The 25,769-nt window shown below is 66.5% G+C and carries 21 protein-coding genes; 14 read left to right on the top strand and 7 right to left on the bottom strand.

The window, feature by feature from the left end:
* Window positions 1–156: 156 nt before the first annotated feature.
* Entirely contained in the window at window positions 157–3,426 is a 3,270-nt protein-coding gene (locus AC1PQG_RS02030) for a sensor domain-containing protein (RefSeq protein WP_481121012.1), read from the top strand.
* Window positions 3,427–3,529: 103 nt separating this feature from the next.
* Here AC1PQG_RS02030 and AC1PQG_RS02035 read toward each other — a convergent pair whose 3' ends face one another.
* Window positions 3,530–4,054, bottom strand: a complete 525-nt coding sequence (locus tag AC1PQG_RS02035) for a hypothetical protein (RefSeq protein ID WP_481121013.1) — start codon at window positions 4,052–4,054, stop codon at window positions 3,530–3,532.
* Window positions 4,055–4,079: 25 nt separating this feature from the next.
* Window positions 4,080–5,150 carry an extracellular catalytic domain type 2 short-chain-length polyhydroxyalkanoate depolymerase gene (locus tag AC1PQG_RS02040; protein ID WP_481121014.1) on the bottom strand — a complete coding sequence of 357 codons (1,071 nt, stop codon included), beginning with the start codon at window positions 5,148–5,150 and terminating at the stop codon, window positions 4,080–4,082.
* A gap of 281 nt (window positions 5,151–5,431) precedes the next feature.
* Here AC1PQG_RS02040 and AC1PQG_RS02045 point away from each other — a divergent pair, with 281 nt between their 5' ends.
* The gene (locus AC1PQG_RS02045; protein WP_481121015.1) at window positions 5,432–6,781 is read left to right on the top strand and encodes a TRAFs-binding domain-containing protein; all 1,350 of its coding nucleotides are present in this window, start codon (window positions 5,432–5,434) and stop codon (window positions 6,779–6,781) included.
* A gap of 9 nt (window positions 6,782–6,790) precedes the next feature.
* On the opposite strand, the gene AC1PQG_RS02050 is transcribed toward AC1PQG_RS02045, so the two are convergent.
* Window positions 6,791–7,507, bottom strand: coding sequence for a site-2 protease family protein (locus tag AC1PQG_RS02050; RefSeq protein ID WP_481121016.1), 717 nt, complete (start codon window positions 7,505–7,507; stop codon window positions 6,791–6,793).
* Window positions 7,504–8,448 carry a DUF2167 domain-containing protein gene (locus AC1PQG_RS02055; protein ID WP_481121017.1) on the bottom strand — a complete coding sequence of 315 codons (945 nt, stop codon included), beginning with the start codon at window positions 8,446–8,448 and terminating at the stop codon, window positions 7,504–7,506. Before AC1PQG_RS02055 ends, AC1PQG_RS02050 begins: the two co-directional genes overlap by 4 nt.
* 63 nt (window positions 8,449–8,511) lie before the next feature.
* Between AC1PQG_RS02055 and AC1PQG_RS02060 the strand changes: the two genes are divergently transcribed.
* From AC1PQG_RS02060 to AC1PQG_RS02115, 12 genes are all read left to right on the top strand, one after another.
* Window positions 8,512–9,462, top strand: coding sequence for a hypothetical protein (locus AC1PQG_RS02060; RefSeq protein WP_481121018.1), 951 nt, complete (start codon window positions 8,512–8,514; stop codon window positions 9,460–9,462).
* Window positions 9,463–9,613: 151 nt separating this feature from the next.
* Entirely contained in the window at window positions 9,614–9,937 is a 324-nt protein-coding gene (locus AC1PQG_RS02065) for a hypothetical protein (RefSeq protein ID WP_481121019.1), read from the top strand.
* A 229-nt stretch (window positions 9,938–10,166) separates the two neighbouring features.
* Entirely contained in the window at window positions 10,167–11,063 is an 897-nt protein-coding gene (locus tag AC1PQG_RS02070) for a tRNA nucleotidyltransferase/poly(A) polymerase-related protein (protein ID WP_481121020.1), read from the top strand.
* Between the two features lie 87 nt (window positions 11,064–11,150).
* Window positions 11,151–12,779 carry a diguanylate cyclase domain-containing protein gene (locus tag AC1PQG_RS02075; RefSeq protein WP_481121021.1) on the top strand — a complete coding sequence of 543 codons (1,629 nt, stop codon included), beginning with the start codon at window positions 11,151–11,153 and terminating at the stop codon, window positions 12,777–12,779.
* 173 nt (window positions 12,780–12,952) lie between these two features.
* Window positions 12,953–14,926, top strand: a complete 1,974-nt coding sequence (locus AC1PQG_RS02080; RefSeq protein WP_481121022.1) for an AMP-dependent synthetase/ligase — start codon at window positions 12,953–12,955, stop codon at window positions 14,924–14,926.
* Window positions 14,927–14,942: 16 nt separating this feature from the next.
* Window positions 14,943–15,725 carry an ABC transporter ATP-binding protein gene (locus tag AC1PQG_RS02085; RefSeq protein WP_481121023.1) on the top strand — a complete coding sequence of 261 codons (783 nt, stop codon included), beginning with the start codon at window positions 14,943–14,945 and terminating at the stop codon, window positions 15,723–15,725.
* A 46-nt stretch (window positions 15,726–15,771) separates the two neighbouring features.
* The gene (locus AC1PQG_RS02090) at window positions 15,772–16,698 is read left to right on the top strand and encodes a branched-chain amino acid ABC transporter permease (RefSeq protein WP_481121024.1); all 927 of its coding nucleotides are present in this window, start codon (window positions 15,772–15,774) and stop codon (window positions 16,696–16,698) included.
* Between the two features lie 29 nt (window positions 16,699–16,727).
* Window positions 16,728–17,795, top strand: a complete 1,068-nt coding sequence (locus AC1PQG_RS02095; RefSeq protein WP_481121025.1) for a branched-chain amino acid ABC transporter permease — start codon at window positions 16,728–16,730, stop codon at window positions 17,793–17,795.
* 38 nt (window positions 17,796–17,833) lie between these two features.
* Window positions 17,834–19,159 (top strand): ABC transporter substrate-binding protein, encoded by a 1,326-nt coding sequence (locus AC1PQG_RS02100; RefSeq protein WP_481121026.1) that lies wholly within the window; start codon window positions 17,834–17,836, stop codon window positions 19,157–19,159.
* A gap of 7 nt (window positions 19,160–19,166) precedes the next feature.
* Window positions 19,167–19,967 carry an ABC transporter ATP-binding protein gene (locus tag AC1PQG_RS02105; RefSeq protein WP_481121027.1) on the top strand — a complete coding sequence of 267 codons (801 nt, stop codon included), beginning with the start codon at window positions 19,167–19,169 and terminating at the stop codon, window positions 19,965–19,967.
* A 95-nt stretch (window positions 19,968–20,062) separates the two neighbouring features.
* On the top strand, window positions 20,063–21,298 hold the full coding sequence (locus tag AC1PQG_RS02110; protein ID WP_481121028.1) for a phenylacetate--CoA ligase family protein: 1,236 nt from the start codon (window positions 20,063–20,065) through the stop codon (window positions 21,296–21,298).
* 89 nt (window positions 21,299–21,387) lie between these two features.
* Window positions 21,388–22,293: an AEC family transporter gene (locus tag AC1PQG_RS02115; protein WP_481121029.1), complete on the top strand. Its 906-nt coding sequence runs from the start codon at window positions 21,388–21,390 to the stop codon at window positions 22,291–22,293.
* Between the two features lie 41 nt (window positions 22,294–22,334).
* Here AC1PQG_RS02115 and AC1PQG_RS02120 read toward each other — a convergent pair whose 3' ends face one another.
* The 3 genes from AC1PQG_RS02120 to AC1PQG_RS02130 form a co-directional block, all read right to left on the bottom strand.
* Window positions 22,335–22,760 (bottom strand): PhaM family polyhydroxyalkanoate granule multifunctional regulatory protein, encoded by a 426-nt coding sequence (locus tag AC1PQG_RS02120; RefSeq protein WP_481121030.1) that lies wholly within the window; start codon window positions 22,758–22,760, stop codon window positions 22,335–22,337.
* 67 nt (window positions 22,761–22,827) lie between these two features.
* Window positions 22,828–24,726 (bottom strand): hybrid sensor histidine kinase/response regulator, encoded by a 1,899-nt coding sequence (locus AC1PQG_RS02125; protein ID WP_481121031.1) that lies wholly within the window; start codon window positions 24,724–24,726, stop codon window positions 22,828–22,830.
* On the bottom strand, window positions 24,723–25,646 hold the full coding sequence (locus AC1PQG_RS02130) for an ABC transporter substrate-binding protein (RefSeq protein WP_481121032.1): 924 nt from the start codon (window positions 25,644–25,646) through the stop codon (window positions 24,723–24,725). Before AC1PQG_RS02130 ends, AC1PQG_RS02125 begins: the two co-directional genes overlap by 4 nt.
* Between the last annotated feature and the right edge of the window lie 123 nt (window positions 25,647–25,769).

A 25,769-nucleotide genomic window follows, 5' to 3' on the forward strand; every position in this document is an offset into this window, starting at 1 on the left:
CGATCGGCGCCGCTTTTTCTTTTTGGGAAGGGCCGGGCCGAGTGTCATAGTGTGACCGATTGCAGGGGCGGCGCGCGGCGCTGCTTGCCTGGGGGGTGGAATAGGCATGAAGATCAGGGCCGAAAACCATTATGGGCATTCGAGCGCAAGGGCAGAATGACGAACGAAAAACTCATCGGCGACGGCCTGTGCCAGCAGCGGGATTTCCTGCGCCAGGTGATCGACAGCTGTCCAAGCATGATTTTCGTGAAGGACCGCGACGGCATCTTCCTGCTCGCCAATGCCGCGCTGGCGGCGGCTTACGGCCTGGGAGTGGCGGATGTCGAAGGGCGCAGCAATGCCCACTTCCATTCCAACGCCGAGGAGCTGGAAGCCTTCCTGCGCGACGATCGCGAGGTGATCGACCAGCGGCGGAGCAAGCTGATCGTCGCCGAGCCGGTGTCATTCTCCGATGGCTCGGTGCATTGGTTCAGCACCACCAAGACACCGTTGATCGAGGACGACGGGCGGTGTGACAAGGTCCTCGGCATCTGCACCGACATCAGCGACCTAAAGGGGGCACAGGAGGCGCTGGCACATAGCCAGGAGCTGCTGAATTCGATCATCGACAACACCACCGCGGTGATTTTCGTGAAGGACCGCGACGGCCGCTACCTGCTGGTCAATCGGCGCTACTGCGACCTGCACCACGTCACCAACGACAGCCTGCGTGGCCGCAGCGATTTCGACCTGTTCGCGCCCGAAGTCGCCGAGGCGGTGCGCGCGGCCGACCTGGCGGTGCTGGAGAGCGGTGAGGCGCGTGAGTTCGAGGAACTCGTGCCGATGGACGACGGCATCCACACGATGCTGTCGCTGAAGGTGCCGCTGCGCGACAGGGCCGGCCAGATCTACGCCGTCTGCGGCATCGCCACCGACATCACCGAGCGCAAGCTCGCCGAGGCGGCTCTCGGTGCCTTCAACCAGCGCCTCGAGCAGAGCGTCGAGGAGCGCACCCGCAAGCTGCACGAGACCAAGGAACAACTACGGGAGGCGCTGGCGCTCAACGAGAACATCCTGGCGACGTCGTCGGTCGGCGTGCTCGCCTATCGCCAGGACGGGCAGTGCGTGCTGGCCAACCCGGCCGTCGCTCAGCTGACAGGCGGTACGCGGGAGCAGCTGCTGGGACAGAATTTCCACCACATTGCCTCCTGGCACCGGGGCGGTCTGTACGAGTTGGTCACCCGGGTGCAGGCCGAAGGGGGCAGGCTCGAGACGGAGTCGCGTTTCGTCAGCACCTTCGGGAAGGAGGTGTGGGTTCGCGCGCAATGCTCACCCTTCTTCAGCTGCGGCGAGCCTCACCTGCTGCTGATGTTGCAGGACGTCACCGAGCCGCGCCGCGCGGCGCAGGAACTGGTTGAAAGGGAATGGGCCTTCCGTTCCCTTGCCGACAACGTGCCGGACAACATCGCGCGTTGGGACTGCGAAGGGCGGATCATTTACGCGAACCGCTCGCTGGAAAAGACCCTGGGCTTCGCAGTCGACGAGGTGCTGGGCCAGTCGCCGCAGATTCTGTGGCCGGACGGGCGTTTCGACGGGCTGCTCGAGGCTGTGCGCGAGGTGGCCCGTAGCGGCGAGAGCCGCGACTTCGACCTGATCTTTCCGGGGCCGGACGGGCGGCCGCGCTACCACATGATCCGCATGGTGCCGGAGCGGGCGCAGAGCGAGGGCGTGGTCAGCGTGCTCGGCGTCGGCCGCGACATGACCGACCGCAAGCGGACCGAGGAGCAATTGCGCCTCGCGGCGAGCGTCTTTCACAACTCCGCCGAGGGGGTGATGATCACCGACGCAGAGGGCGTCATCCTGTCGGTCAATCCGGCTTTCGGCAAGATCACCGGCTACAGCGCCGCCGAGGTGCTCGGGCGGAAGCCCAGCCTGCTGCGCTCGGAGCACCATGACGCCGGCTTCTATCGCGAAATGTGGCGCCGGCTGCACGACGAGGCGCACTGGCAGGGCGAAGTCTGGAACCGCAACAAGGACGGCGAAGCCTACCTGCAATGGACCACGATCAACCGCATCGATGATGACGACGGCCAGCCGGTGCGCTACGTGGCGGTCTTCCACGACGTTACCGACATGCGCCGCAAGGATGAGCGGATCCAGCACCTGGCTTTCCATGATGCGCTGACCGGCCTGCCCAACCGTGCACTGATCCTCGAGCGCCTGCAGCACGCAATCCACCGCAGCCAGCGCGAGGGGCGCCGGCTGTCGGTGACCTTCATCGACCTCGACCGCTTCAAGAGCGTCAATGACGGCCTCGGCCACGACGTCGGCGATCTGCTGCTGCAGGAGGTAGCGCGGCGCATCCAGGGCCGCCTGCGGGCGATGGACACCGTGGCCCGGCTCGGCGGCGACGAGTTCGTGGTGCTGATGGAAGATCTCGACGAGACGCGCCACTGTGCCAGCCTGGCCGGGCAGCTGATCGCCGAGATCAGCCGTCCGATGCAGTTGCGCGGCCATAGTGTGGAAATCGGCGCGTCGATGGGCATGGCCTTCTTCCCCGAGGACGGCGCCGATCCGCACGAGCTGATGAAGCGCGCAGATATGGCGATGTATGCCGCCAAGGCCGCTGGCCGCAACACCTACCGCTTCTTCCAGGAGGACATGCTCGTCCGCACCAGCCACCGCCTGAACATGGAGATGGATTTGCGTCGGGCGGTCGCCGGTGGTCAGCTGGTGCTGCATTACCAGCCCAAGGTGTCGCTCTGCACTGGGGAGGTGGTCGGCGTCGAGGCCCTGGTGCGCTGGCGCCATCCGGACCATGGCCTGCTGGTGCCGGCCGAGTTCATTCCGGTGGCCGAGGAAAGCGGCCTGATCGTCGCCCTCGGCGACTGGGTCCTCGACGAGGCCTGCCGCCAGTCCACCTGCTGGCAGCACGAGGGCTGGCGCCTGCCGATCGCCGTCAATGTGTCGGCCCGCCAGCTCGACAGCGGTGACCTGGCCGAGCGCATCGCGGCCCTGGTGCGGCGGCACGGTATCGCGCCGGCCGACCTCGAAATCGAACTGACCGAAAGCACGGTGATGGCCAATCCGGCCAGCGCCGCCGTCCTCCTCGGCCGCCTGCGGGAGCTCGGCGTGAGCGTCGCGGTGGATGATTTCGGCACCGGCTACTCCAGTCTCGCCTACCTGCGGCGCCTGCCGCTCGACGTGCTGAAGATCGACCGCTCCTTCGTGATGGCCGCGGACCGCGACGCAGAGGATGCGGAGATCGTCCGCACTATCGTCGCCCTCGGCCAGAGCCTGGGCCTGGCCCTGATCGCCGAAGGTGTCGAGAACGCACAGCAGGCTGCGCTGTTGAAGGCGCTGGGTTGCGGCATCGCGCAAGGCTATTTCTACTCGCCGCCGCTGAGTGCGGCCGATCTTGCCACCTGGCTGCGCTGCCGCGCCTGAGGTGTCGAGGCTGCGGGGATAGCCGGTGGGGGCATCAGCCAATGCCGCCGCTCTTTCCGGGACACGCACCGCATGGGATGCGCGTCCGTTTGCCTCTGCCGCCTCAGTTTTCTTCCGTTGTCTGAGCTATCAGATAGCCGAAATCGATCTGGGCGTTCTCGACCAGTTCGGCGACGGCGCTCACCTGGCCCATCAGCAGTGCGGAAAACTGGGCGTACAGGTTGTATTCCTGGGCGATCAACTTGGAGGCCGTATTCACCTGCCGGATCTCGCCGGCCTCCTGGGCGATGCTCTCGAGCCCTTCGAACCATTGGGTCTGCAGGCCGGACAGGCGTTCAAGGAAGGCTTTCTGGAAGGCGAACAGGTCGTAACAGACCCCGACGTCCTGACTGAGCTTGACGGCGGCCGGTAGTACGTTCTGCAGGTTTCTCAGCTGGCGCAGGGCCACGTCGCCGAGGGCTTGCCGGATGTGCTCCGCATGGCTGCCCAGCGCGAATGCCGGTACGGGGTGGCTGTCGGTGCCGGCGGTGGGGGCGATGAACTTGCGGATCAGGTCGGCCTGGAGGTGATGCAGGGTCTGTAACTGGTCGACCGGTGCATGGGCGAACTGGGTCAGGGCTTGCAGCATGGTGGTGTCCTTTGCGGAGGTTCGTTCAAGGGGTGCCCAGGCGCTGCAGCATGCCGTGGATGGCCCGGATCTGGATGGCCTGCTGGGAGTAGTAGTCGGGCTCGCGGGCGCTGGTGCTGGTGTAGCCCCACCAGTCCCAGCAACCTTCGGGATTTTGCGTCGCACCGTTGTCGGTGCCCTGGGCCTGGGGGTAGAGGATGATCAGATCGTTGGCGTCGGCCAGCTCGTTGTAGCCGGTGGTGGTGAAGTAGCGGTTGCCGTAGGGCAGGCCGTTTTCCAGGTCGGGACGGCCGTTGACGTAGTTCACGTAGGCGTAGCCCTGCTTGCAGCCGTGCAGGGCGATATGCACGCGGGCCGGAGCCCCTTCCTCCACGGCTTTGGGCACATAGGCGTAGCCGTAGTCGCTCATGCTGGCCCGGGACTCTCCGTTGAAGAACTCGCGCTGGTCGAAGCGGATGATGCGGCCCGACAGGCGCTCACTGGGGGGATTGAGCGGGCCGTAGATGTGCTCGAGGATCCGCCAGCTTTGCACGAAGTCGCCCTGGTTGATGTAGGGCGGCCGGTTGGCGGCGAGGGGATTATCCTCGGGATTGGTGGTGATGATCGAGTGGCCGGCGGGTACGCCGCTTTCGTAGCGGATGTTGTCCGCTGCGACGCCCAGGTGTTCGTAGAAGCGGCGGGTGGTGTCCACCACGGTGGAATTGACGACCGTGTCCCGGCTGCCGGTAAAGATATAGACCCGGTCGTTGGCCAGGTGGGATACCGGGTCGATCTCGCCCTTGTCGGCACAGGCCCGGGCGTTGCGCGCCAGCCGGGCCGGATCGGGGGCGGTCTGGGGAATGAGCGGATTCATGCAGATGGAGACTGCATTGAGGATCGCCGAATCTTCCGCGATGGCTGCTGCGCGGTAGGTTTCAGCGCAGCGGAAGGGGCCGCCGGCGATGACGCCGGCGCCGACGAAGGTGGACGAGTGGGCCAGATGGAGCTGGACCGTCATGAAGGCACCGGACGACAGGCCCGAAACCGAGCTCTGGCTGAGATCCACGTTCTTGAAACCAGGCAGGGGAGGTGCTTTCGGCGACGAAGCGATCGACATGGGAACTCCTCGGAAAGAAACTGGGGGGCGATGCGGCGGCGACACTTCCTGTTTGCAGCGTTAGGTCGTTTGCATACATTACACGATGCTTAGAATCGGCAGGATGTGTTTTGTGCGATGCCGCATTTTTAAATGCCCAAAATGGGCATTGTTTCAGGAAGGCCCGGATTACGGTTGAGTCCTGCGATGTGCCGGCCAGACCCGTAGCCTTGAGTTGCGCGGTTGTTTTTTATGGTGATGTTGTATGTCTTTACGTTTTAATTGTATGGCATGAAGGAGGCATGATGAGACCGCTGTGCTTCGTGTTGATACCCATTGGCAGGAAGACCACTCCTTCTGGCCGGACGGTGGATTTCGACGCCGTCTACAGCGCGCTGATCCGGCCTGCCATCGAGGCGGCCGGCATGGAAGCCCTGCGGGAGGATGGGGGGGCCGTCGGTGGGACGATCCACAAGGCGGCGCACGAACGCCTGATCCTGTGCGACTTCGCGGTGGCCGACCTGACCTTGGCCAGCCCGAACGTCTTCTACGAGTTGGGGCTGCGTCACGGCAGGCGGCCGGCGACGACGGTGATGCTCTTCGGCGACACGGGCGCCTTGCCCTTCGACGTGGCGCCGCTGCATACGCTCCGTTATGAGCTGGTGGCCGGCGGCGTGCCGGCCGATCCGGCTGCCGCTGCCGCAGCGCTGACCCGTCTCCTCGACGAGGCGCGGCACGGCCAGGACGCGCCGCGCTGCGACAGCCGGGTGTTCCAGTTGCTGGAGGACCATGTGGTGCCGGACATCGCACGCCTGAAGACCGACGTTTTCCGCGACCAGGTGTGCTATGCCCTGGAGGCCCGCAACACGCTGGCGGCGGCGCGGCGTGCCGGCAAGGATGCCGTGCAGGCGGCGGCGCTGACCCTCGGCGATTTGTCCGACGCCGAGGCTGGCGTGGTGATCGACCTGCTGCTGTCCTACCGGGCGGTCGGAGATTGGCAGGGCATGGTGGCGCTGGTGGCGGACATGGCCAAGCCGCTGGCCCATAGCACGCTGGTGCGGGAGCAATACGGTTTTGCCCTCAATCGCCTGGGCCGTAGGGACGAGGCGGAGGCCATCTTCCTGGAACTGATCGCCCGTTGCGGTCCGAGCAGCGAAACCAATAGTCTGCTTGGGCGCGTTTACAAGGACCGCTGGGAGGCCGAGACGGAGGCCGGCAACGCAATGGCTGCCTGCGGCTGGCTGGGCAAGGCCATCGACGCCTATCTGCAGGGCTTCGAAGCCGATTGGCGCGACGCCTTTCCGGGCATCAATGCGGTGAAGCTGATGGAGCTGGCCAGCCCGCCGGACCCGCGGCGTGTCGAACTGCTGCCGGTAGTCACCTACGCGGTGAAGCAGCGCATCGCCAGAGGCGCGCCGGATTACTGGGATTTCGCCACGTTGGTCGAGCTGGCCGTGCTGGCCCGTGACGAGGCTGCCGCGCAGGCCGCGACCGGTAAGGCGCTGGCCGCGGTGCGCGAAAACTGGGAGCCGGAAAGCACCGCCCGCAACCTGGCGCTGATCCGCACGGTGCGGGCTGCCGGGGGCGAGGCGCTGGCGTGGGCCGACGACATCGAGCAGGCCCTGCGCACCCGCGCGACAGCGACGACCTGAGGTTGGTGTTCAGTGCTGGGCGCGCAGGCCGCCCAGCATCTCGTGCACGTCGTAGGTCATCACCGCCAGGTAGGCCAGCAGGCCCAGGTACAGCACGGCGTACTCGAAGCGCTTGGCCGGCGGGGTGTCGTAATAGCCGGGCGCCTCGCTGCCTTCGCCGCGGAAGGCCTTCCACACGTGGGGTGCGGCGAGGAAGGCGATGAGGATCAGCATCGGGCTCGGCCGCCACAGGAACAGGCCGACCAGCGCCGGTGCGCCGAGCATCCAGAACTTGCGCGACACCACGCCGGTCATGCGCCCACCGTCCAGCGGCGGCACCGGGATCAGGTTGAACAGGTTCAGGAAGAAGCCGGAATAGCTGATCGCCAGCAGCAGCGTGCTGTCTTCCGAGCGGGCCAGGAAATAGCAGGCGAGGGCTGCGATGGTGCCCGCCAGCGGGCCGGCCATCGCTACGTAGGCTTCGGTCTCGGCGTTCATCGGCTGTTCCTTGAGGTTGATCCAGGCGCCGACGAAGGGGATGAAGGTCGGCGCACCGACGTTGAGGCCGCGCTGGCGGGCGGCGATGTAGTGGCCCATCTCGTGGCAGAACAGCAGCACGATGAAACCGGCGGCGTAGCGCCAGCCCCAGATCAGCGCATATACGCCAAGGGACAGCAGCATGGTGCCGCCGGTGGTCAGCAGCTTGCCGAACTTGGCGCCGCTGAGGAGGAGCAGGAGCAGCTTCACGCGCTGTCCTTCTTGCCGAACAGCTTGCGCACGCCGGCGCCGAGGCCGACGACGGTCAGCGCGCCGGCCTTCCAGAACTTGGCCAGGAAGATGCCGAGGGAGGCCAGCAGGCCCAGCTTCTTTGCCGCGATGCCGCCGACCAGAGCGGCGAGGCCGTACTCCGCGACCTTGTCGGTTGAGGAGTTGAAGTCGGCGTAGCGCTTGCCGTCGTTGAATTCGAGGGCTGCCAGCAGTTCGCGGGCGGCGGGTTTTTCCTGGTCGACGCGGGCCAGGCTGGTGATGAGGTTCATCGAGAAATAGCCCTCGCGGCCGAGCATGTAGGTGTTGTAGTTCACGCCGTCCTGGCCGGCCTGGGCGTCCTTGACGCGAGTGGTCGCCGACCACACCAGGCGGTGGGTGGCGACATCGTAGTTGGGGGCCTCCACCCAGCCGACCACGCTGAACTCGGGTACGCCCAGCTTACGGCGTTCCTCGTTGGCGGCCTCGGTGCCTTCCTTCAGATTGTCGAGCAGCTTGGCGGCGTCCCAGTCCTTGGCGTCCTCGTCCTTCACGTAGCCGGCGGCTTCGTATTCGAGGGCCAGGAAGCCTTCCAGCTTGTCGCTGACGATCAGGCCGTAGAAGCCGGGGCCGGTGTGGCTGCCCTGGGCGGCCAGCAGTGCGGACGCCTCGGCCTGCGGGATGAAGCCGTAGCCGGCCGGCAGGTGCAGCTTGCCTTGCTCGCCCAGCGGGATGTCCCGTGGACCCGGCTGGACGGCGGCGAGGGCGCTCTGTGCCGCCGCTTCGAAGCGGGCGTGGCCATCGGTGGCCGGGGCGTCGGCGGCCTGGGAAAGGAGGCAGGGCAAGCACAGGGCCAGCAATGTCAGCCAGCGGAGGAGTCGGTTCTTCATCGGATCGGGAGGAATGTTGTTTGCATCGGCGGCGCGGATGATAGCGCGGAACACCGGCTGTCGATCTATCCTGAAGAAGCGGGGCGCCATCCTTGCCTATGTGGAGTGGAATGTCTCATGCACAAGAAGAAGCGGATGCCGTTTCGTGCGGGCGTGCCGGAAGCCTGGTTGCGGCGTGGCATGCGCCTGCCCTTCATCATGGCTTCCATCCTGTGCTCGCTGGCCCATGCCGGCAGCGGCATGGAGACGTCGGCGGCCAAGAAGGCGGCCGGGCTGCGCAAGCCCGGTGTGGATATCCAGGTGCAGGGCGGTGGCTGGGGCAGTGCCCGCAAGGAGGCCATCGAAACGGTGCTCAACGAGGTGGCCGACGAGTTGCTGGCGAACCTGCCGGGCCGCCTCGCGGTGCCCATCGTCGTCACCCATACCGACGGGCCGCCGGTGGCGCTGTACGGCCGCGGGACGCAGGGCGAATACCGGATTCACCTGCATGCGCGCGGCGACAACTGGCACCTGTACGCCTACGAGTTCGCCCACGAGCTGTGCCATGTGCTGTCCAACTACGATGAGAACGTGGCGCCGGGGGCCGCGCCGAGTCGCTCCAATCAGTGGTTCGAAGAGACCCTGTGCGAGACGGCTTCGCTGTTCACCCTCAAACGCCTTGCACAGCGCTGGGAGAGCACGCCGCCCGGACCCGAGTGGGTGGGGGAGGCCGCCACGTTGCGCCGCTTCTTCGACCTGCTGATCTCCGAAGGGCACCGCCAGCTACCGCCTAACGCGCCGTTGGCCGGTTGGTTGCGCGACAACGAGGAGGCGCTGCGCAGCAACCCTTATCTGCGTGACAAGAATGAGGTGCTGGCCAATCTGCTGTTGCCCTTGTTCGACGGCAATCCCGAGAACTGGCAGGCTCTGGCCTACCTCAACCTCGACCCGGCCGATGCGCGCAGCAGCCTGCGCGCCTACCTGACCCACTGGTACCGGAACGCCCCGCAGGAGCATCGTGCCCTGGTGGGAGACGTGCTGGCCATGCTGGAGCTGGGAGATGCACTCGCGCCGGACGCCCCTCGCTGATCGAAGGCGAACGGTTGTTTTATCCGACTGATTTCGTCGACTAATATGAAGACGTGCACACCACCGCCGATGGGCCATGCGCTCTGCAGCGGTGGCGCACTGCTCACTTGCTTGCTTCTTTCCGGGGAGGATCACCACAACGGAGGGCAAAATGAAATCCAATCACTGGATCAAGATCGGTGCTGGCCTTCTGACCGGAAGCATCCTTGCGCTGATTCCGCTGGCCACCGCTCAGGCCGCCGACCTCAATGACAGCATCAAGGAACTCACTGACAGCCGCTCGATGGGAACCATGCACAGTCCGGACTCCAGCAAGGGAATGGAGTCGCGGTCCTACGGTGCTGATGAGTGGTACGGGGCCCAGGGTCCGGTGCGTACCGACATGGACAAGGAACGGATGGGGATGACCTCCGCGCCGCCGCCGTCCATTTGGGACGAACTCCGCAAGCAGCTCGGCCCTATCGGTAGCGAATAGCCATCTGCATGTTTGCGACGCCACCCCTGTGCAGCGGGGTGGCGATCGCCGTGAGCCGCCGGGCAACGTGGCTGCTTCGTACGCGGGCCATTGGGTCCTCTTCTTGCTTCTAGCTCCCGCGAGTCTTTCCAAACACCCGCACGATGCTGTCGTGATGGGTTTTTGGGCGTGCCCACGACACATTCGTCCGGCATCTGTCGCAAACCCGTCATTCCTCGCGAGACCATCCATGAGCTTTCAACTGCCTCGCAGCCCCATCGCGCCCCTGCTGGTGAGCCCGGCCGTCAATCTGCTGCGCATCGCGGCGGCGGCGGCCAGCCAGGACGGCGAGGTGGACCGGGAAACGGTGGCCCTGATGCGCCGCCAAGTTGCCGAGGGTCTGCTCGCCGATCTCGATCCCGCACAGGCCTGGGCCGAACTGGCGAGTGGGCTGATGAGCGACGCGCCGTCGCGGATGCTGTGGGTGCTACGCGAGAGTCGGGCGCTCCAGGTGCTGCTGCCTGAGCTGGATGCGCTGTTCGGCATGCCCCAGAGCGCCGACGACCCGCCGACCGTGGATATTGGCGAGCACCAGTTCCGCGTGGTGGACGAGGCGGCCCGTCGCCAGGCACCGCTGGCGGTACGTTTCGCGGCGTTGCTCTACAACGTCGGCAAGTCCGATTCACCACCGGAGCACCTGCCGGCCCATTACCGCCACATGGAGCGCGGCTTGCCGCGCATAGAGGCGATTGCCGAGCGCTGCCGCGTGCCGGCCGCGTTCCGGGACTTGGCCGTGCTGGCTTTGCTGGAGGTGGAGCGTGTGCACCGCGCCGCGGAGATGCGGGCCGGGTCCATTGCCGCGATGCTGGTTCGGGTCGACGCCTTCGGTCAGTTACAGCGCTTTGAACAGCTGATGCTGTTGTGTACCTGTGACTTCCGGGCTTATCCCGGCCGGGCGACCCGTCCCTATCCGAAAGCCGCCATGCTCGCTACGGCACTGGATGCCTGCAAAGTCCTCGACGAAGCGGCCGTGCTGGCCGATTACGAAGACGACCCCGCCGGTGCTGCCGACGCTTTGCTGGAAGCACGGGCGGTGGCCATTGCCCGGGCGCTGCGTTCCGAGCGTTGGGCGGAGGTCGCCGAATAGACGGGCTGATCCATATCTCCGTGTTTTCTCGATAAAAGAATGACTTTTGTTGGGGAGGCTGTCACGTCCCTCCGCTAACATAGCCCGATGGCTCTCAGGCGCATCTCCAACAGTCTCGTTACCCGTCTTGTGCTGTTCGGCATGCTGCTGGTCATTGGTGGCGGCTTGGCGCGCTACGTGATGCAGACCCGCTACCTGCGTGAAGATCTGACTCAACTGGTTTCGGCCCAACAGATGGCCCTCGCCGACGAAGTGGCGCGGGAGGTCGATTACAAGATCCGCGAACGCCGTCAGTTTCTTGACCAGCTGGCGGTCACGCTGCCCCGGGAACTGCTCGGCCAGCCTGCCAGGCTGGAGGCCTGGCTTGCCGAGCGGCATCAGCTGAACCCGGTGTTCAACCTTGGTTTGCTGGTGATCGCCACCGATGGCCGTGTGCTCGTCGATTTTCCGCGGGTGTCCGGCCGGCGTGGCGCCTCGGCGGCGAATAACCCCGGTTTCCAGCGGGCCATGCAGGGCAAGGCAGGCGTCGGTGCACCGCTGTTCGGCACATTCACGAAACAGCCGGTGCTGCCGATGGGGGTGCCGCTGAAGGATGGCAGTGGCCATGTCCAGGCGGTGCTGGTTGGCGTGACCGCGTTGAGTACGCCGGACTTCCTCGATCGTATCAACCAGGGGCGGATCGGCGAAACCGGCGGCTTCCTGCTGGTTTCCCCGGCCGACAAGCTGTTCGTCGCCGCCGGCGATCCTGATCTGGTGCTGAAGCCCACGCCACCGCCTGGCGTCAACCTGCTGCACGATCGGGCGATGACCGGTTTCCGTGGAAGTGGCGTGACGATCAATGCCAAGGGGGTCGAAGAATTGTCGGCGATGGCCAGCGTACCGAGTGCCGGTTGGTTCGTCGTGGCGCGTATGCCGACGACGGAAGCTTTTGCTCCGGTGCGCCGGGCCCAGGACAACGTGGTGCGCCACAGTTTCACCGCGATGGCCCTTGTGTTGCTGGTGGGAGGGGTATTCGTGCGGTTTACGCTGCGTCCGCTGCATCGGGCCGCGACCCTGGCCGAGCGTATGACCCAGGACGAGATCCCGCTCAAGCCGCTGCCGGTGGTACGGGATGACGAGGTCGGCCACCTCACCAAGGCCTTCAATCGACTGCTCGACAAGCTGGTCTGCAGCCAGGCCGAGCTCCAGCGCATGGCCCACCACGACGGCCTGACGGGCCTGCCCAACCGCATGCTGCTCGATGACCGCATGCGTCAGGGGCTGGCGCGCACCGCACGCAACGGAACGCAGATGGCCGTGTTGTTCCTGGATCTGGATGGCTTCAAGCCGATCAACGACAGCCTTGGGCATGAGGCTGGCGACGCCGCATTGGTGGAGGTAGCCCGGCGCCTGTCGGCAGTGCTGCGCCAGAGCGATACGCTGGCTCGCGTGGGAGGGGACGAGTTCGTGATGCTGGCCACCGATCTGGGATCTCGTCCGGAGGAAGGGGCGGCAGTGTTGGCGAACCGCTGTATCGAGGCCCTGTCCCATCCGTTGGCCATCAAGAGCAGCCTGCGCACGCTGGGTGTTTCCATCGGGATTGCCATCAGCGACGGTGAATGTACGCCGGAATGCATGCTGCTCGCCGCCGACAAGGCCATGTATGTGGCCAAGGGCCAGGGGCGGGGCCGCTACGTCATTGCGCCCCATTGCAACGGCCTCGCTGCGGTGGCCTGAGCCGGGCCGCAGACCCGGCCACAATTCCGTACATTTGAAAAACAGTTGCGCAAACTTGCTTTGCCAGACTGCTCCCCGAGACGAAACGACCACTCGCAGCCACCGGCGGTGCCCACGGGCATTGGCGGTAGAAGCGGCGGGGGACGACATCGAGACAAACCGGAGGAGGGGGCATGGCCACGACCCGAGCGGCAGCTGCGGACGTCGCCAGCCTGGATACCTTTCCGCGCCTGCTGATGGAGCATGCCCGGCAGCGGCCACTGCGGCCGGCAATGCGCGAGAAGGAATACGGGATCTGGCAGACCTACACGTGGGCGGATGTCGCCGCTCGGGTGCGTGCGCTGGCCAGCGGGCTGGCTGAACTGGGCTTCAAGCGCGGCGATCGGTTGGCCGTGGTGGGGGACAACCGGCCGCGCCTGTACTGGTCGGTGGCAGCCTGCCAGTGCCTGGGCGGCATCCCGGTGATGATGTACCAGGATGCGGTGGCCCAGGAGATGGCCTATGTGATGCTGGACGCGGACATCCGCTTCGCCTGCGTCGAGGACCAGGAGCAGGTGGACAAGCTGCTCGAGATCGCGGCGGACCTGCCCAGCCTCGAGCGCGTCATCTATGACGACCCGCGCGGCCTGCGCCACTATAGCCAGCCTTTCCTGCACGGCATGGACGAGGCGCTGGAAATGGGTCGCATCCATGACGAGCATCACCCGGACTTCTTCGATCAGGAACTAGGTAAGGGCAGCCCCGAGGACATCGCGGTGATGCTGTACACCTCGGGTACGACCGGCAAGCCGAAGGGCGTGTGCCAGAGCCACGCGGCCTTCATCGCTGCGGCGCGGGGCGGTTGCGCCTTCGACCGGCTCGGCGAGACCGAGGACATCCTGTCCTACCTGCCGATGGCCTGGGTCGGCGACCACCTGTTCTCCTACGCCCAGGCGCTGGTGGCCGGCTTTACGATCAACTGCCCTGAATCCGCCGAGACGGTGATGAACGACCTGCGCGAGATCGGGCCGACCTACTACTTCGCACCGCCGCGGGTCTTCGAGAACCTGCTGACCCAGGTGATGATCCGCATGGAGGACGCCAGCCGTCCGAGGCGCGCGCTGTTCGGCTATTTCATGGACGTGGCGCGGCGCTGCGGCGCGGACCTTCTCGACGGCAAGCCGGTGTCCGCGGCCGACCGGCTGCGCTATGCGCTGGGCAAGGTGCTGATCTACGGGCCGCTGAAGAACGTGCTGGGCCTCAGCCGCATCCGTGTCGCCTACACTGCCGGTGCGGCGATCGGGCCGGACCTGTTCCGCTTCTACCGCTCCATCGGCATCAACCTCAAGCAGCTCTACGGCCAGACCGAAACCTGCGCCTACGTGTGCCTGCAGCCGGACGGGAAGATCAAGTTCGACTCGGTGGGCACGCCGGCGCCCCAGGTGGAGGTCAAGCTGGCCGACAACGGGGAGATCCTGGTGCGCGGGCCGATGCTGCTGAAGGCCTACTACAAGCGTCCGGAGGCCACCGCCGAGGCGATCGACGCCGAGGGTTACTTCCTGACCGGCGATGCGGGCGTCTTCGATGCCGACGGCCACCTGAAGATCATCGACCGAGCCAAGGACGTGGGGCGCCTGAACGGCGGCGGCATGTTCGCCCCCAACTACATCGAGAACAAGCTGAAGTTCTTCCCTTACGTGAAGGAGGCGGTGTGTTTCGGCAACGGGCGCGAGCACGTTACCGCCTTCATCAACATCGACCTCGACGCGGTCGGCAACTGGGCCGAGCGCCGTGGGCTGGCCTACGCCGGCTACACCGACCTGGCCGGCCAGGCGGCGGTGTATGCGCTGGTGAAGGACTGCGTCGAGCAGGTCAATGCCGATCTGGCCGGCGATGCGGCGATGGGCGCCGCCCAGGTCTGCCGCTTCCTGATCCTGCACAAGGAGCTGGACGCCGACGACGGCGAACTGACGCGGACTCGCAAGGTGCGCCGCAACTTCATCGCCGAGAAGTACGCGGTGCTGGTCGATGCGCTGTACGCCGGCAAGGCCAGCCAGTACATAGAGACCCAGGTGAGCTACGAGGACGGGCGCAGCAACATGGTGGCCGCCGAGCTGCGCATCGAGGACGCGCAGACCTTCCCGCCGCAGGCGCGGAAGGCCGCCTGAGCCGGAGGACATGCCCATGGCCCGGCAAAGCGGCGACGTGATCGTCGATCTGCGCAACATCTCCCTGCGTTTCGGCGGCGTGAAGGCGCTCACCGACATCAGCTTCGACGTGCGCGAGCACGAGATCCGCTCGATCATCGGCCCCAACGGCGCCGGCAAGAGCTCCATGCTCAACGTGATCAACGGCGTGTATCACCCGCAGGAGGGGCAGATCCATTTCCGCGGCCAGCTGCGCCGCCGGATGGAGCCCCACCACGCGGCGGAGCAGGGCATCGCCCGCACCTTCCAGAACATCGCGCTGTTCAAGGGCATGACCGTGCTCGACAACATCATGACCGGGCGGGCCCTGAAGATGCGCTGCAATTTCCTGCAGCACGCCTTCTACTGGGGGGCCGCCCAGCGGGAGGAGACTGCCCACCGCCTGAAGGTCGAGGAGATCATCGAGTTCCTGGAGATCCAGTCCATCCGCAAGACGCCGGTCGGCCGCTTGCCCTACGGCCTGCAGAAGCGTGTCGAGCTGGCCCGCGCGCTGGCCGCCGAGCCGCACATCCTGCTGCTGGACGAGCCGATGGCCGGCATGAACGTGGAGGAGAAACAGGACATGTGCCGCTTCATCCTCGACGTGAACGATCACTACGGCACCACCATCGTGCTGATCGAGCACGACATGGGGGTGGTGATGGACATCTCCGACCGGGTGGTGGTCCTCGACTATGGCCGCAAGATCGGCGACGGCCTGCCGGATGAGGTCAAGAACGATCCGGACGTGATCCGGGCGTATCTCGGCGGCGCCCATTGAGGCGTGACGAGCGCATCCCGGCTGGCGGCGGAAAGGAGGAGCGGACATGCAGTTCTTCATCGAGGTGCTGATCGGCGGCCTGCTGTCCGGCGTGATGTATGCGCTGGTGGCCCTCGGCTTCGTGCTGATCTACAAGGCCTCGGGGGTCTTCAACTTTGCGCAGGGGGCGATGGTGTTCTTCGCCGCGCTGAGCTTCGTCGGCTTCCAGGAAGTGCTGCCGGCCCGTTTCGGCATGGAGGCGGGCAGCGCGGCGGTGTTCTGGCTGTCCTTCCTGCTGGCTTTCGCGACGATGGTGGTGCTCGGCATCGCCACCGAGCGCATCGTGCTGCGGCCGCTGGTCAACCAGCCGCCGATCACGCTGTTCATGGCCACTATCGGGCTCACCTACGTGGTGGAGGGGCTGGCCCAGATGGCCTGGGGCGCCAACGTGCGTGGCCTCGACCTGGGCATCGTCGATGAGCCGATAGCCTGGCTGATGGACGACTACGGGATCGGCGTGTCGAAGTTCGACCTCTTCGCGGCCGGCGTGGCGGCGTCGCTGGTCGCGCTGCTGGCGGTGCTGTTCCAGTACACCAAGGTCGGCCGGGCGCTGCGGGCGGTGGCCGACGACCACCAGGCGGCCCTGTCCATCGGTATTCCGCTGCAGACGATCTGGCGCGTGGTGTGGGCGGTGGCCGGCTTCGTGGCACTGGTCGCCGGGATGATCTGGGGGGCCCGCAACGGCGTGCAGTTCGCGCTCACCTTCACCGCGCTGAAGGCGCTGCCGGTGCTGATCCTCGGCGGCTTCACGTCGGTGCCGGGCGCCATCGTCGGCGGGCTGATCATCGGCGCGTCCGAGAAGCTGGCCGAGGTCTATGTGGGGCCGCTGGTCGGTGGCGGCATCGAAGGCTGGTTTCCCTACATGCTGGCGCTGGCCTTCCTGCTGGTGCGGCCCGAGGGCCTGTTCGGCGAACGGCACATCGACCGGGTGTAAGCGAATGGCAAGTAACAGGGAGCGCATGCATGCTTTACCGTGAAGCCGGCCAGTTCAAGAGCAGTTACGCCGAGGACGGGCGGATCTTCCCGATCCGCCAGGACCGGATCGGCTTTGCATTGCTGATGCTGGTGTTCGGCGTGGTGGTGCCGCTGCTGGCCAACGAATACTGGCTGAAGGCGATCCTCACGCCGGTGCTGATCTTCTCGCTGGCCGCCATCGGCCTGAACATCCTGACCGGCTACGCGGGCCAGCTGTCCCTTGGCTCGGCGGCTTTCATGGCGGTGGGTGCCTTCGCGGCCTACAACTTCATCCTGCGCGTGGACGGCATGCCCTTCCTGTTGGCACTGGCGCTGGCCGGCCTGGCGGCAGCGCTGGTGGGCGTGCTGTTCGGCCTGCCGAGCTTGCGCATCAAGGGTTTCTACCTGGCGGTGGCGACGCTGGCGGCCCAGTTCTTCATCGTGTGGGTGCTGGTCAAGTTTCCGTGGTTCTCCAACCATTCCTCGTCGGGGGTGGTGACGGCCCAGGAGGTGAGCATCCTCGGTTATGCATTCGTGTCGCCGGAGGCCAAGTACCTGCTGACCTTCGCCGTCGTCGTGGTGCTGGCGCTGGCCGCCAAGAACCTGGTGCGCTCGGCCACCGGGCGGGCCTGGATGGCGGTGCGTGACATGGACGTGGCGGCCCAGGTGATCGGCTTCCGCCTGATGCGCACCAAGCTGCTGGCCTTCGCGGTGAGTTCCTTCTACTGCGGCGTGGCCGGCGCGCTGTACGCCTACACTTACATCGGCACCGTCGAGCCGGAGGGCTTCAACCTCGACCTGTCCTTCAAGATCCTGTTCATGATCATCATCGGTGGCGTCGGCTCCATCCTCGGCGCCTTCCTCGGTGCGGCCTTCATCGTGCTGTTGCCCATCCTGCTCGACAATCTCGTGCCGGCGCTGTTCGGCGATGCGCTGGGTGCGGGCTTCGCGTCCAACCTGCAGCTCATCATCTTCGGCGGGCTGATCATCTTCTTCCTGATCGTCGAACCCCACGGCCTGGCGCGCCTGTGGCAGATCGCCAAGGAAAAACTGCGCCTGTGGCCCTTCCCGCACTGAGTGGGCGCAGCACCCATACCCATAAGAGGAGACACACCATGAAACTGAAGTACTCCGCCCTGCTGGGCGCGGCCCTCGCCGGCCTGCTGGCCTCCTCCGTCGCAGGAGCCGTCGAGGAGCAGTTCATCGGCCTGCCGAGCTACCGGGTCGGCCCGTATGCGGCCGGCGGCTCCGGGGTCTTCGGCGGCTGGATCGACTACATGCAGCTGATCAACGAGCGCGACGGCGGCATCAACGGTGTCAGGCTGACCTGGGAAGAGTGCGAGACCGAGTACAACAACGCCCGCGGCGTGGAGTGCTATGAGCGTTTGAAGAAGAAGGGCAGCACTGGCAACACGGTGTTCCAGCCGGTGTCCACGGGCATCACCTATTCGGTGCTCGACAAGGCCGCCCAGGACAAGATCCCGGTGGTGACGATCGGCTACGGGCGCACCGACGCCGCCGACGGCCGCGTCTTTCCGTGGGTTTTTCCGCTGATCACCACCTACTGGTCCCAGGCCTCCGCCATCGTGAACTTCATTGGCACGAAGGAAGGCGGCATGGACAAGCTGAAGGGCAAGAAGATCGGCCTGCTCTACCACGACTCTGCCTACGGCAAGGAGTCCCACGCGATCCTCGACAAGCTGGCCGCCAAGCACGGCTTCGAGCTGACCAAGATCGCGGTCGCTCATCCGGGCAACGAACAGCAGTCCCAGTGGTTGCAGCTGCGCCAGCTCAAGCCCGACTACGTGATCCTGTGGGGCTGGGGGGTGATGAATCCGACGGCCCTCAAGGCGGCCGCCAAGGTCGGCTACCCCCGCGAAAAGATGGTCGGTGTGTGGTGGTCCGGCGCAGAGGAAGACACCGTGCCGGCCGGCCCGGCAGCCAAGGGCTTCACTGCCGCCGGCTTCAACGTGGCCGGGGCCAACTATCCGGTGGTCGCCGACATCAAGAAGTTCGTCTATGGCAAGGGCAAGGGCAACATGGAGGACAAGACCCGCATCGGCTCGGTGTATTACAACCGCGGCGTGGTGCACGGAATCATCACCGTCGAGGCGATCCGCAAGGCCCAGGAGAAGTACGGCAAGGGCAAGGCGCTGACCGGCGAGCAGGTACGCTGGGGCTTCGAGAACCTCAATCTCGACGAAGCGCGCCTGAAGGCCCTCGGCGCCACCGGCTTCCTGCCGCCGCTGAAGGTCAGCTGCGCCGATCACGAGGGGCCCGGTGTGGTGAAGTTCCAGCAGTGGGACGGCGGCCAGTGGAAGGTGGTTTCCGACTGGGTCGAGTCCGACCGTCCGCTGGTGCGCGGCATGATCGAGGAGTCGGCCGCCGCCTACGCCAAGGAAAAGGGCATCAAGCCGCGGGACTGCAGCAAGGAAGGCTGAGGACCCCATGTCCTATCTCAGCCTCAATAACATCGAAGTCATTTACGACCACGTGATCCTGGTGCTCAAGGGCGTCTCGCTGGAGGTGCCCGAGGGCCGCATCGTTGCGCTGCTGGGAGCCAACGGCGCCGGCAAGAGCACGACGCTGAAGTCCATTTCCAACCTGTTGCGTGCTGAACGCGGCGATGTGACCAAGGGCTCCATCGAGTTCAAGGGCGACCGCATCGATCGCATGACGCCGGCCGAGCTGGTGCGGCGCGGGGTGATCCAGGTGATGGAGGGGCGCCACTGCTTCGGCCACCTGTCCATCGAGGAGAACCTGCTCACCGGCGCCTACACGCGTCGCCAGTCTCGCGCCGAACTGCGTGACAGCCTGGAGCGGGTCTATGCCTACTTCCCGCGCCTCAAGACCCGGCGTAGTTCCCAGGCCGGCTACACGTCCGGCGGCGAGCAGCAGATGTGCGCGATCGGCCGTGCGCTGATGGCGCGGCCGGAGATGATCCTCCTCGACGAACCGTCGATGGGTCTGGCGCCGCAGATCGTCGAGGAGATCTTCGAGATCGTGAAGGACCTCAACGGCAAGGAGAAGGTGAGCTTCCTGCTCGCCGAGCAGAACACGATGGTGGCGCTGCGCTATGCGGACTTCGGCTACATCCTGGAGAACGGCCGCGTCGTGATGGAGGGGGCGGCGGACGAATTGCGCAACAACGAGGACGTAAAGGAGTTCTACCTGGGCCTGTCTTCGGAAGGGCGCAAGAGCTTCCGCGATGTGAAGCACTACCGGCGGCGCAAGCGCTGGCTGTCGTGAGCGGCCGGGCGCCGGTCCGGCGAATCCGGATATGACAAAATGCTGGGCGAAGACGGCTGCCCGCGGACGGTGGCGTGAAAAGGAATGGAGCGACGATGAACTACCACGATGCCCGTGAAATCCGCCCTCCCGCCGAACGGGAGCAGGAACTGCTGGCCGCGCTGCCGGCGCAGATCGCCCATGCCCGCGCCCACGCACCGGCCTTCAGCGAGTTGCTGTGGGACGTGGATCCGGCGGCGGTGACGAGCCGCGAGGCGCTGGCGGAACTGCCGGTGATCCGCAAGTCGGAGCTGGCCGAGCTGCAGCGCCGCGAGCGCCCCTTCGGCGGCCTGGCGACGGTGGGCTGGGGCAAGGGCTGTGCGCGGGTGTTCGCGTCGCCGGGGCCGATCTACGAGCCGGAGGGCGCGCGCAAGGATTACTGGCGCCTGGCCCGGGCCTTCTATGCGGCGGGTTTCCGCGCCGGCGACCTGGTGCACAACACCTTCTCCTATCACTTCACACCGGCCGGTTCGATGATGGAGACGGCGGCCCACGCGCTGGGCTGCACGGTGTTTCCGGCCGGTGTCGGACAGACCGAGATGCAGGTGGCGGCCATCGCCGATCTGCGGCCGGTCGCCTATGCCGGCACGCCGTCCTTCCTGCGCATCATCCTCGACAAGGCCGACGAACTGGGTGTGCCGCTGACCAGCCTGCAGAAGGCCTTCGTGTCCGGCGAGGCCTTTCCGCCCAGCCAGAGGGATGCGCTGGCCGCCCGCGGCATCCAGGCCTACCAGGCCTATGCCACCGCCGATCTGGGCCTGATCGCCTACGAGACGCCGGCGCGGGAGGGGCTGGTGCTCGACGAGGACGTGCTGGTGGAGATCGTCTATCCCGGCACCGGCGATCCGGTGGCGCCGGGCGAGGTGGGTGAGGTGGTGGTGACGAGCTTCAGCCCGGAATATCCGCTGATCCGTTTCGGCACCGGCGACCTGTCGGCGCTGCTGCCTGGCATCTCGCCCTGCGGCCGCACCAACACGCGCATCAAGGGCTGGCTGGGGCGGGCCGACCAGACCACCAAGGTGAAGGGCATGTTCGTCCACCCGGGCCAGGTGGTGGCGGTGCTCAAGCGCCATGCGGAACTCGGCCGTGGCCGGCTGGTGGTGGACAACCCGGCCCAGACCGATCGCATGACCCTGCACTGCGAGGTGGCGGTGGCGGCGGAGGGGCTCGCCGAGGCCATCGCGATGTCCTTGCGCGAACTGACCAAGCTGCGTGGCGAAGTGCATTTCTGTGCGCCGGGCAGCCTGCCCAACGACGGCAAGCTGATTGAGGACATGCGCAGCTACGAGTAGCGGCGCGTGTGGGCAAGGCTCATCCAGTCACGACTTCTGGCACACTCCGCCGGATGTGGGCCTTCCCGTCTTCCCCTTCCTGAGCGGCGATGCAGAGCTTTCTGCTGCTGTTGCCCGATTTCGCGCTGATTGCGCTTGGCGCCGGCCTGCGGCGCTACGGGCGTTTCGGCGAGGGCTTCTGGCCGGGCGTCGAACGCCTGGTGTATTTCGTGCTGTTTCCGGCGCTGCTGTTCAATGCGCTGGCGAAGGCGTCCATCGCGCTGGCGGCCATGGGGCCGCTGTTTCTCGTCGGCCTGGCGACCCTCGGCAGCGGCTTTGTGCTGGCGCTGCTGGCCCGACCGCTGATGGGGCTCGCGTCGATGACCTTTGCGTCACGGGTGCAGTGCGCCTACCGCTTCAACACCTATATCGGCATCGCGGTGGCGGGGAAGGTGGCCGGTGCGACCGGTGTGGCCACGATGGGAGCCCTGTGCGGGGCCATGGTGCCTTTCGCCAACATGGCGGCGGTCGGCCTGCTCGCCCATCACGGCGAGGGCCGGCTGTGGCGGGAGCTGGCGCGTAATCCGCTGATCCTTGCCACCGTGGCCGGCATCCTGTTCAACCTGGCCGGCGGCGTGTTGCCGGCGCCGGTGCTGCCTTTCCTGCAGCGTCTTGCCGATGCGGCGGTGACGCTGGGTCTGCTGGCGGTGGGGGCGGCCCTGCGTGGCGGGCGCCATGAGGGTGGGTGGCCGGGGCTGCTCTACCTGTGCGGGCTCAAGCTGCTGGTGCTGCCGGCCATCGCCTGGGGGCTGGCCGTGCTGCTGGGTCTGGCAGGGGTGGGTTTCACGGTGGCGGTGCTGTTTGCCGCACTGCCGACGGCATCGTCGGCTTACATCCTGGCGATGCGCATGGGCGGCGACGGGCCCGGCGTGGCCTGGCTGATCTCCGCGACGACGGTGGCGGCGGCCCTTACGCTGACCGGGTGGCTGGCGGCGCTGACGCACTGGGGTCTTTAGCGCCGCCAGTTGGGGAGCGGGGTGCTCCCCGTGGTATTGCCTTATTTGCTGTCCTTCGGCTTGGCCTTGCTGGCCGGCGATGCCTGGGCAGGAGCAGCCGCTTCGGCGTGGGCCTTGGCCTGCTCGGCGGCGTTCTGCATCAGGTTCCACGGCCACATGGAGCTGGCGAAGGGGTTGGGCTGGGCGGTTTCGCCATCGGGCGCCTTGCCGCCTTCGGCGGCCAGCTTGCTCATGGCCTGCATCGTGGCGATCGTCGCGCGCTGCATTTCGAGGCCCTGGATGGCCATCTGCAGGGAGCTGAGGTTCATCTTGAGCCAGTTCTCGACAGCTTTCATGTCGGCGATGCGCTTGTCCAACTCATCCACGTCGAGCGTCGGGGTGACCATGCCAGGCAGGCTGAAGCCCATCTTGCTCCACATGTTGCGCATGAATTCCATCGGGTCCTGCGCCTTGTTCTCGGTGCTCATCGTTCTCCCCCTGATTTTGGATATGTCATCGACGCAGCGATAGTAACCGATGCGCCGTAGTGCTGCATCAGGCTTGGGTCTTGCGCTGCAGCAGGGCGCGCAGCTTGGCCGGGCGGACCGGTTTGTGGAGTAGCGGGATGCCGGCCTGCTGGGCTGCGCCGGCGACGTCCGGCGAGGTGTCGCCGCTGAGCAGGATGGCCGGGATGGGGCGGCCGAGGTGCTGGCGCAGGTGGGTGGCGATGTCCGGGCCGACCCGTTCGCCACCGCTGCGGTAGTCGCAGACGAGCACGTCCGGTGTGTGTTGCCGGTCCAGCGTGGCAAGCAGCGCATCGGGGCCGGTGGCTGCGCTGACCCGGCAGCCCCAGGATTCCAGCAGGCCGATGGTTCCGGCAAGGGCCAGTTCGTCATCGTCCACCAGCGCCACGTGGAGCCCCTGGAACGAATGGATGGCGGGCGGTGCATGACGGTCGGATGCGGTCACCGGGGCCGCGAGCGGAAGCTCGATCGAGAACAGGGCGCCCCTGCCGGGGACCGAGTTCAGTGACAGCGGATGCTGCAGCAGACTGGTCAGGCGGCGGACGATCGCCAGACCGAGGCCGAGGCCCTTGGCCCGGTTGCGCTCCGGGTTATCCAACTGGACGAACTCCTGGAAGATGGCGTCCTGGGCTTCCGGCGCAATACCGGGGCCGTTGTCACGGACTTCGATGCGCACCCGCTGGCCGCGCCGGCGGGCCGCCAGCAGGATGGTGCCGCGGGGGGCGTAGCGCAGCGCGTTGCTGATCAGATTGTGCAGGATGCGTTCGAGGAGCAGCGGATCGCTCTCGACCCACAGGGGCGTGGGGCGCAGGCGCAGGCGCTGCTTGCGCACTTCGGCTTCGCGCCGGTAATCCACGTCGATGCGCTCGAACAGGGGCTGCAGCGGGAAGGGCTTGATCTGTCGGTCGAGCACGCCGGCGTCGAGGCGCGAGATGTCGAGCAGGCTGTCGAGCAGATTCTCCATGGTCTCGGCGGAGACGGCGATCTGTTCGACGAGGCGGCGGGTGTCGGGAGCGTGGGGTTTTTGGCCGAGCTCGGCAACGAACAGGCCCAGCGCGTGCATCGGCTGGCGCAGATCGTGGCTGGCGGCGGCGAGAAAGCGTGTCTTGGCGCGGTTGCCTTGCTCGGCCTCTTCCTTCTTTTCCTTCAGCTCCGCCGTGGCGGCGTCGATCTGGCGCTGCAGGTCTTCCTGCGATGCGCCAAGCCGGTCGGCCATTTCGTTGACGCCGGCAGCCAGGGTGCTGAGGGTTTTGCCGCCTTCCACCGGTACCCGCGCCGAGAAATTGCCCTGGCCGAAGCCGGCGACCGCGCTGGCGACGCGCAGGATGGGGCCGGAGATGCCGCGGCTCATGCGCATGGCCAGCGCGACGCTGGCCAGCAGGACCGTCACTACCATCAGGAAGGCGTTGCGCAGCAGGCGGCTCTCCTCGGCGCGCAGGGACTCGCGGCTCATCTCGACGAGGACTTCGCCGTGGCGGCTTTCCTGCATGGCGGCCGAGGCGGTGGTGCTGTCTAGGAAGGGGTCGTCGAGACTGACGCCCGGGCCGGCCACCGGCTCGCGGAAGCGCAGCGGCGCGTTGTTCTCGTGGGGGACCAGATTCACCGCGGCCGGAGTCTGGACCGGCTTGTTGCTGTCGGCGAGTACCTCTTGCAAGGGGCTGAAGACCGCTACGCGGACCACGTCCTTCTCTTGCAGGATCGAGTTGGCGAGCTTGCGCAGGTTCTCCTGGTTGCCCGAAAAGATGCCGTATTCGCTGGCGGCGGCGAGTTGCCGGGCAAGGGCCTTGCCGCGCTGGACATGGGCTTCTTCGAGGTCGGACAGGCGGGTGGTGGTGAAATAGGCAATCAGCACGGACGCCATCACCACCGTCGGCAGCATCGCGATCAGGATCGCCCGCGGGCGGATGTCCCAGTCTTCCGGACGGATCACTGCGCGTTCTCCCAGCGCTCGAGGCGTTCGCGCAGGGTGTTGGCGTCTTCGAGGTTGATGCCGAGGGAGCGCGCCACGTAGGGGTTGGTGCCGACATGGAAGTAGCGCGGGGCGGTGGCCGCCGGCAGGTTGCCGCCGGCGAGGCCGTGGCGGGCCATCTCGCCAGCCTGCTGGCCGATTTGCGCCGGGGTGCTGTACAGCGCCAGCAGGGCGCCTGCCTTGACGTAGGCAGGCGAGAAGCCGACGACTGGCGAGCGGTGGTGGTAGGCGGTGAGCAGGATGTTGGAGATCGTGCGGTTGTTGTACAGCGCGGCGTCGGGGATGGCGAGCAGGATCGTCGGTTCGGCCAGTACGCGCTGCAGTGTCGGGTAGAGATCGTTCTCGTCACCGACCTGCTCCAGCACCGGGCGCAGGCGCCGCTCGCGGGCATTGGCCTGCAGACGGGCGCCGAGCTCGCTGCTTTCCCGGCCGACGATCAGTGCCACCCGCGACCAGTCGGGCAGCGCGAGGCGCAGCAGCTCGATCTGTCGGTTGGCCGGCTGGTCGATGAAGACCGCCGACGTGCGCCGCCCGTCCTCGGCGCGCTGGGGCAGGCGTTCATAGGCGCTGCGCGGCAGCAGGGTGTGCAGCAGCAGGCTGCGCGGCGCGAGCCCGGCAATGATCTGGGCGGCCCGGGTGCCGAAGGTGACGATCAGTGCGCTGGCATTGAGGACGGCGCCGTCCTCGGCACGCAGGGGCGTCGTGATGCTCTGGATGCGGTGGCCGGCACTGCGCAGTTCGGACGACACGGCTTCGGCGGCTTCGGCGAAGGCGCCGCCCTCCTCGGACAGGACCAGGGCTACCTGGGCCGCGCGCACAGGGGCGGCCCCAGCCAGCAGGGCCGCACACAGGGCGAGGAGGAAGAGTCGCAGGCGCCCCATTGGATATCAGAACTCGGACCTGTGGGGGGAGGTGCGCCCGTTGTGGGCGGGAGAAGGGGGGGCGGAGCTCACGAAGATCATGCTGGATTTCTGCTCGGACGCCATCGGACTCCGGTATGAACG

The organism is Zoogloea sp. GDB6, from assembly GCF_056724105.1.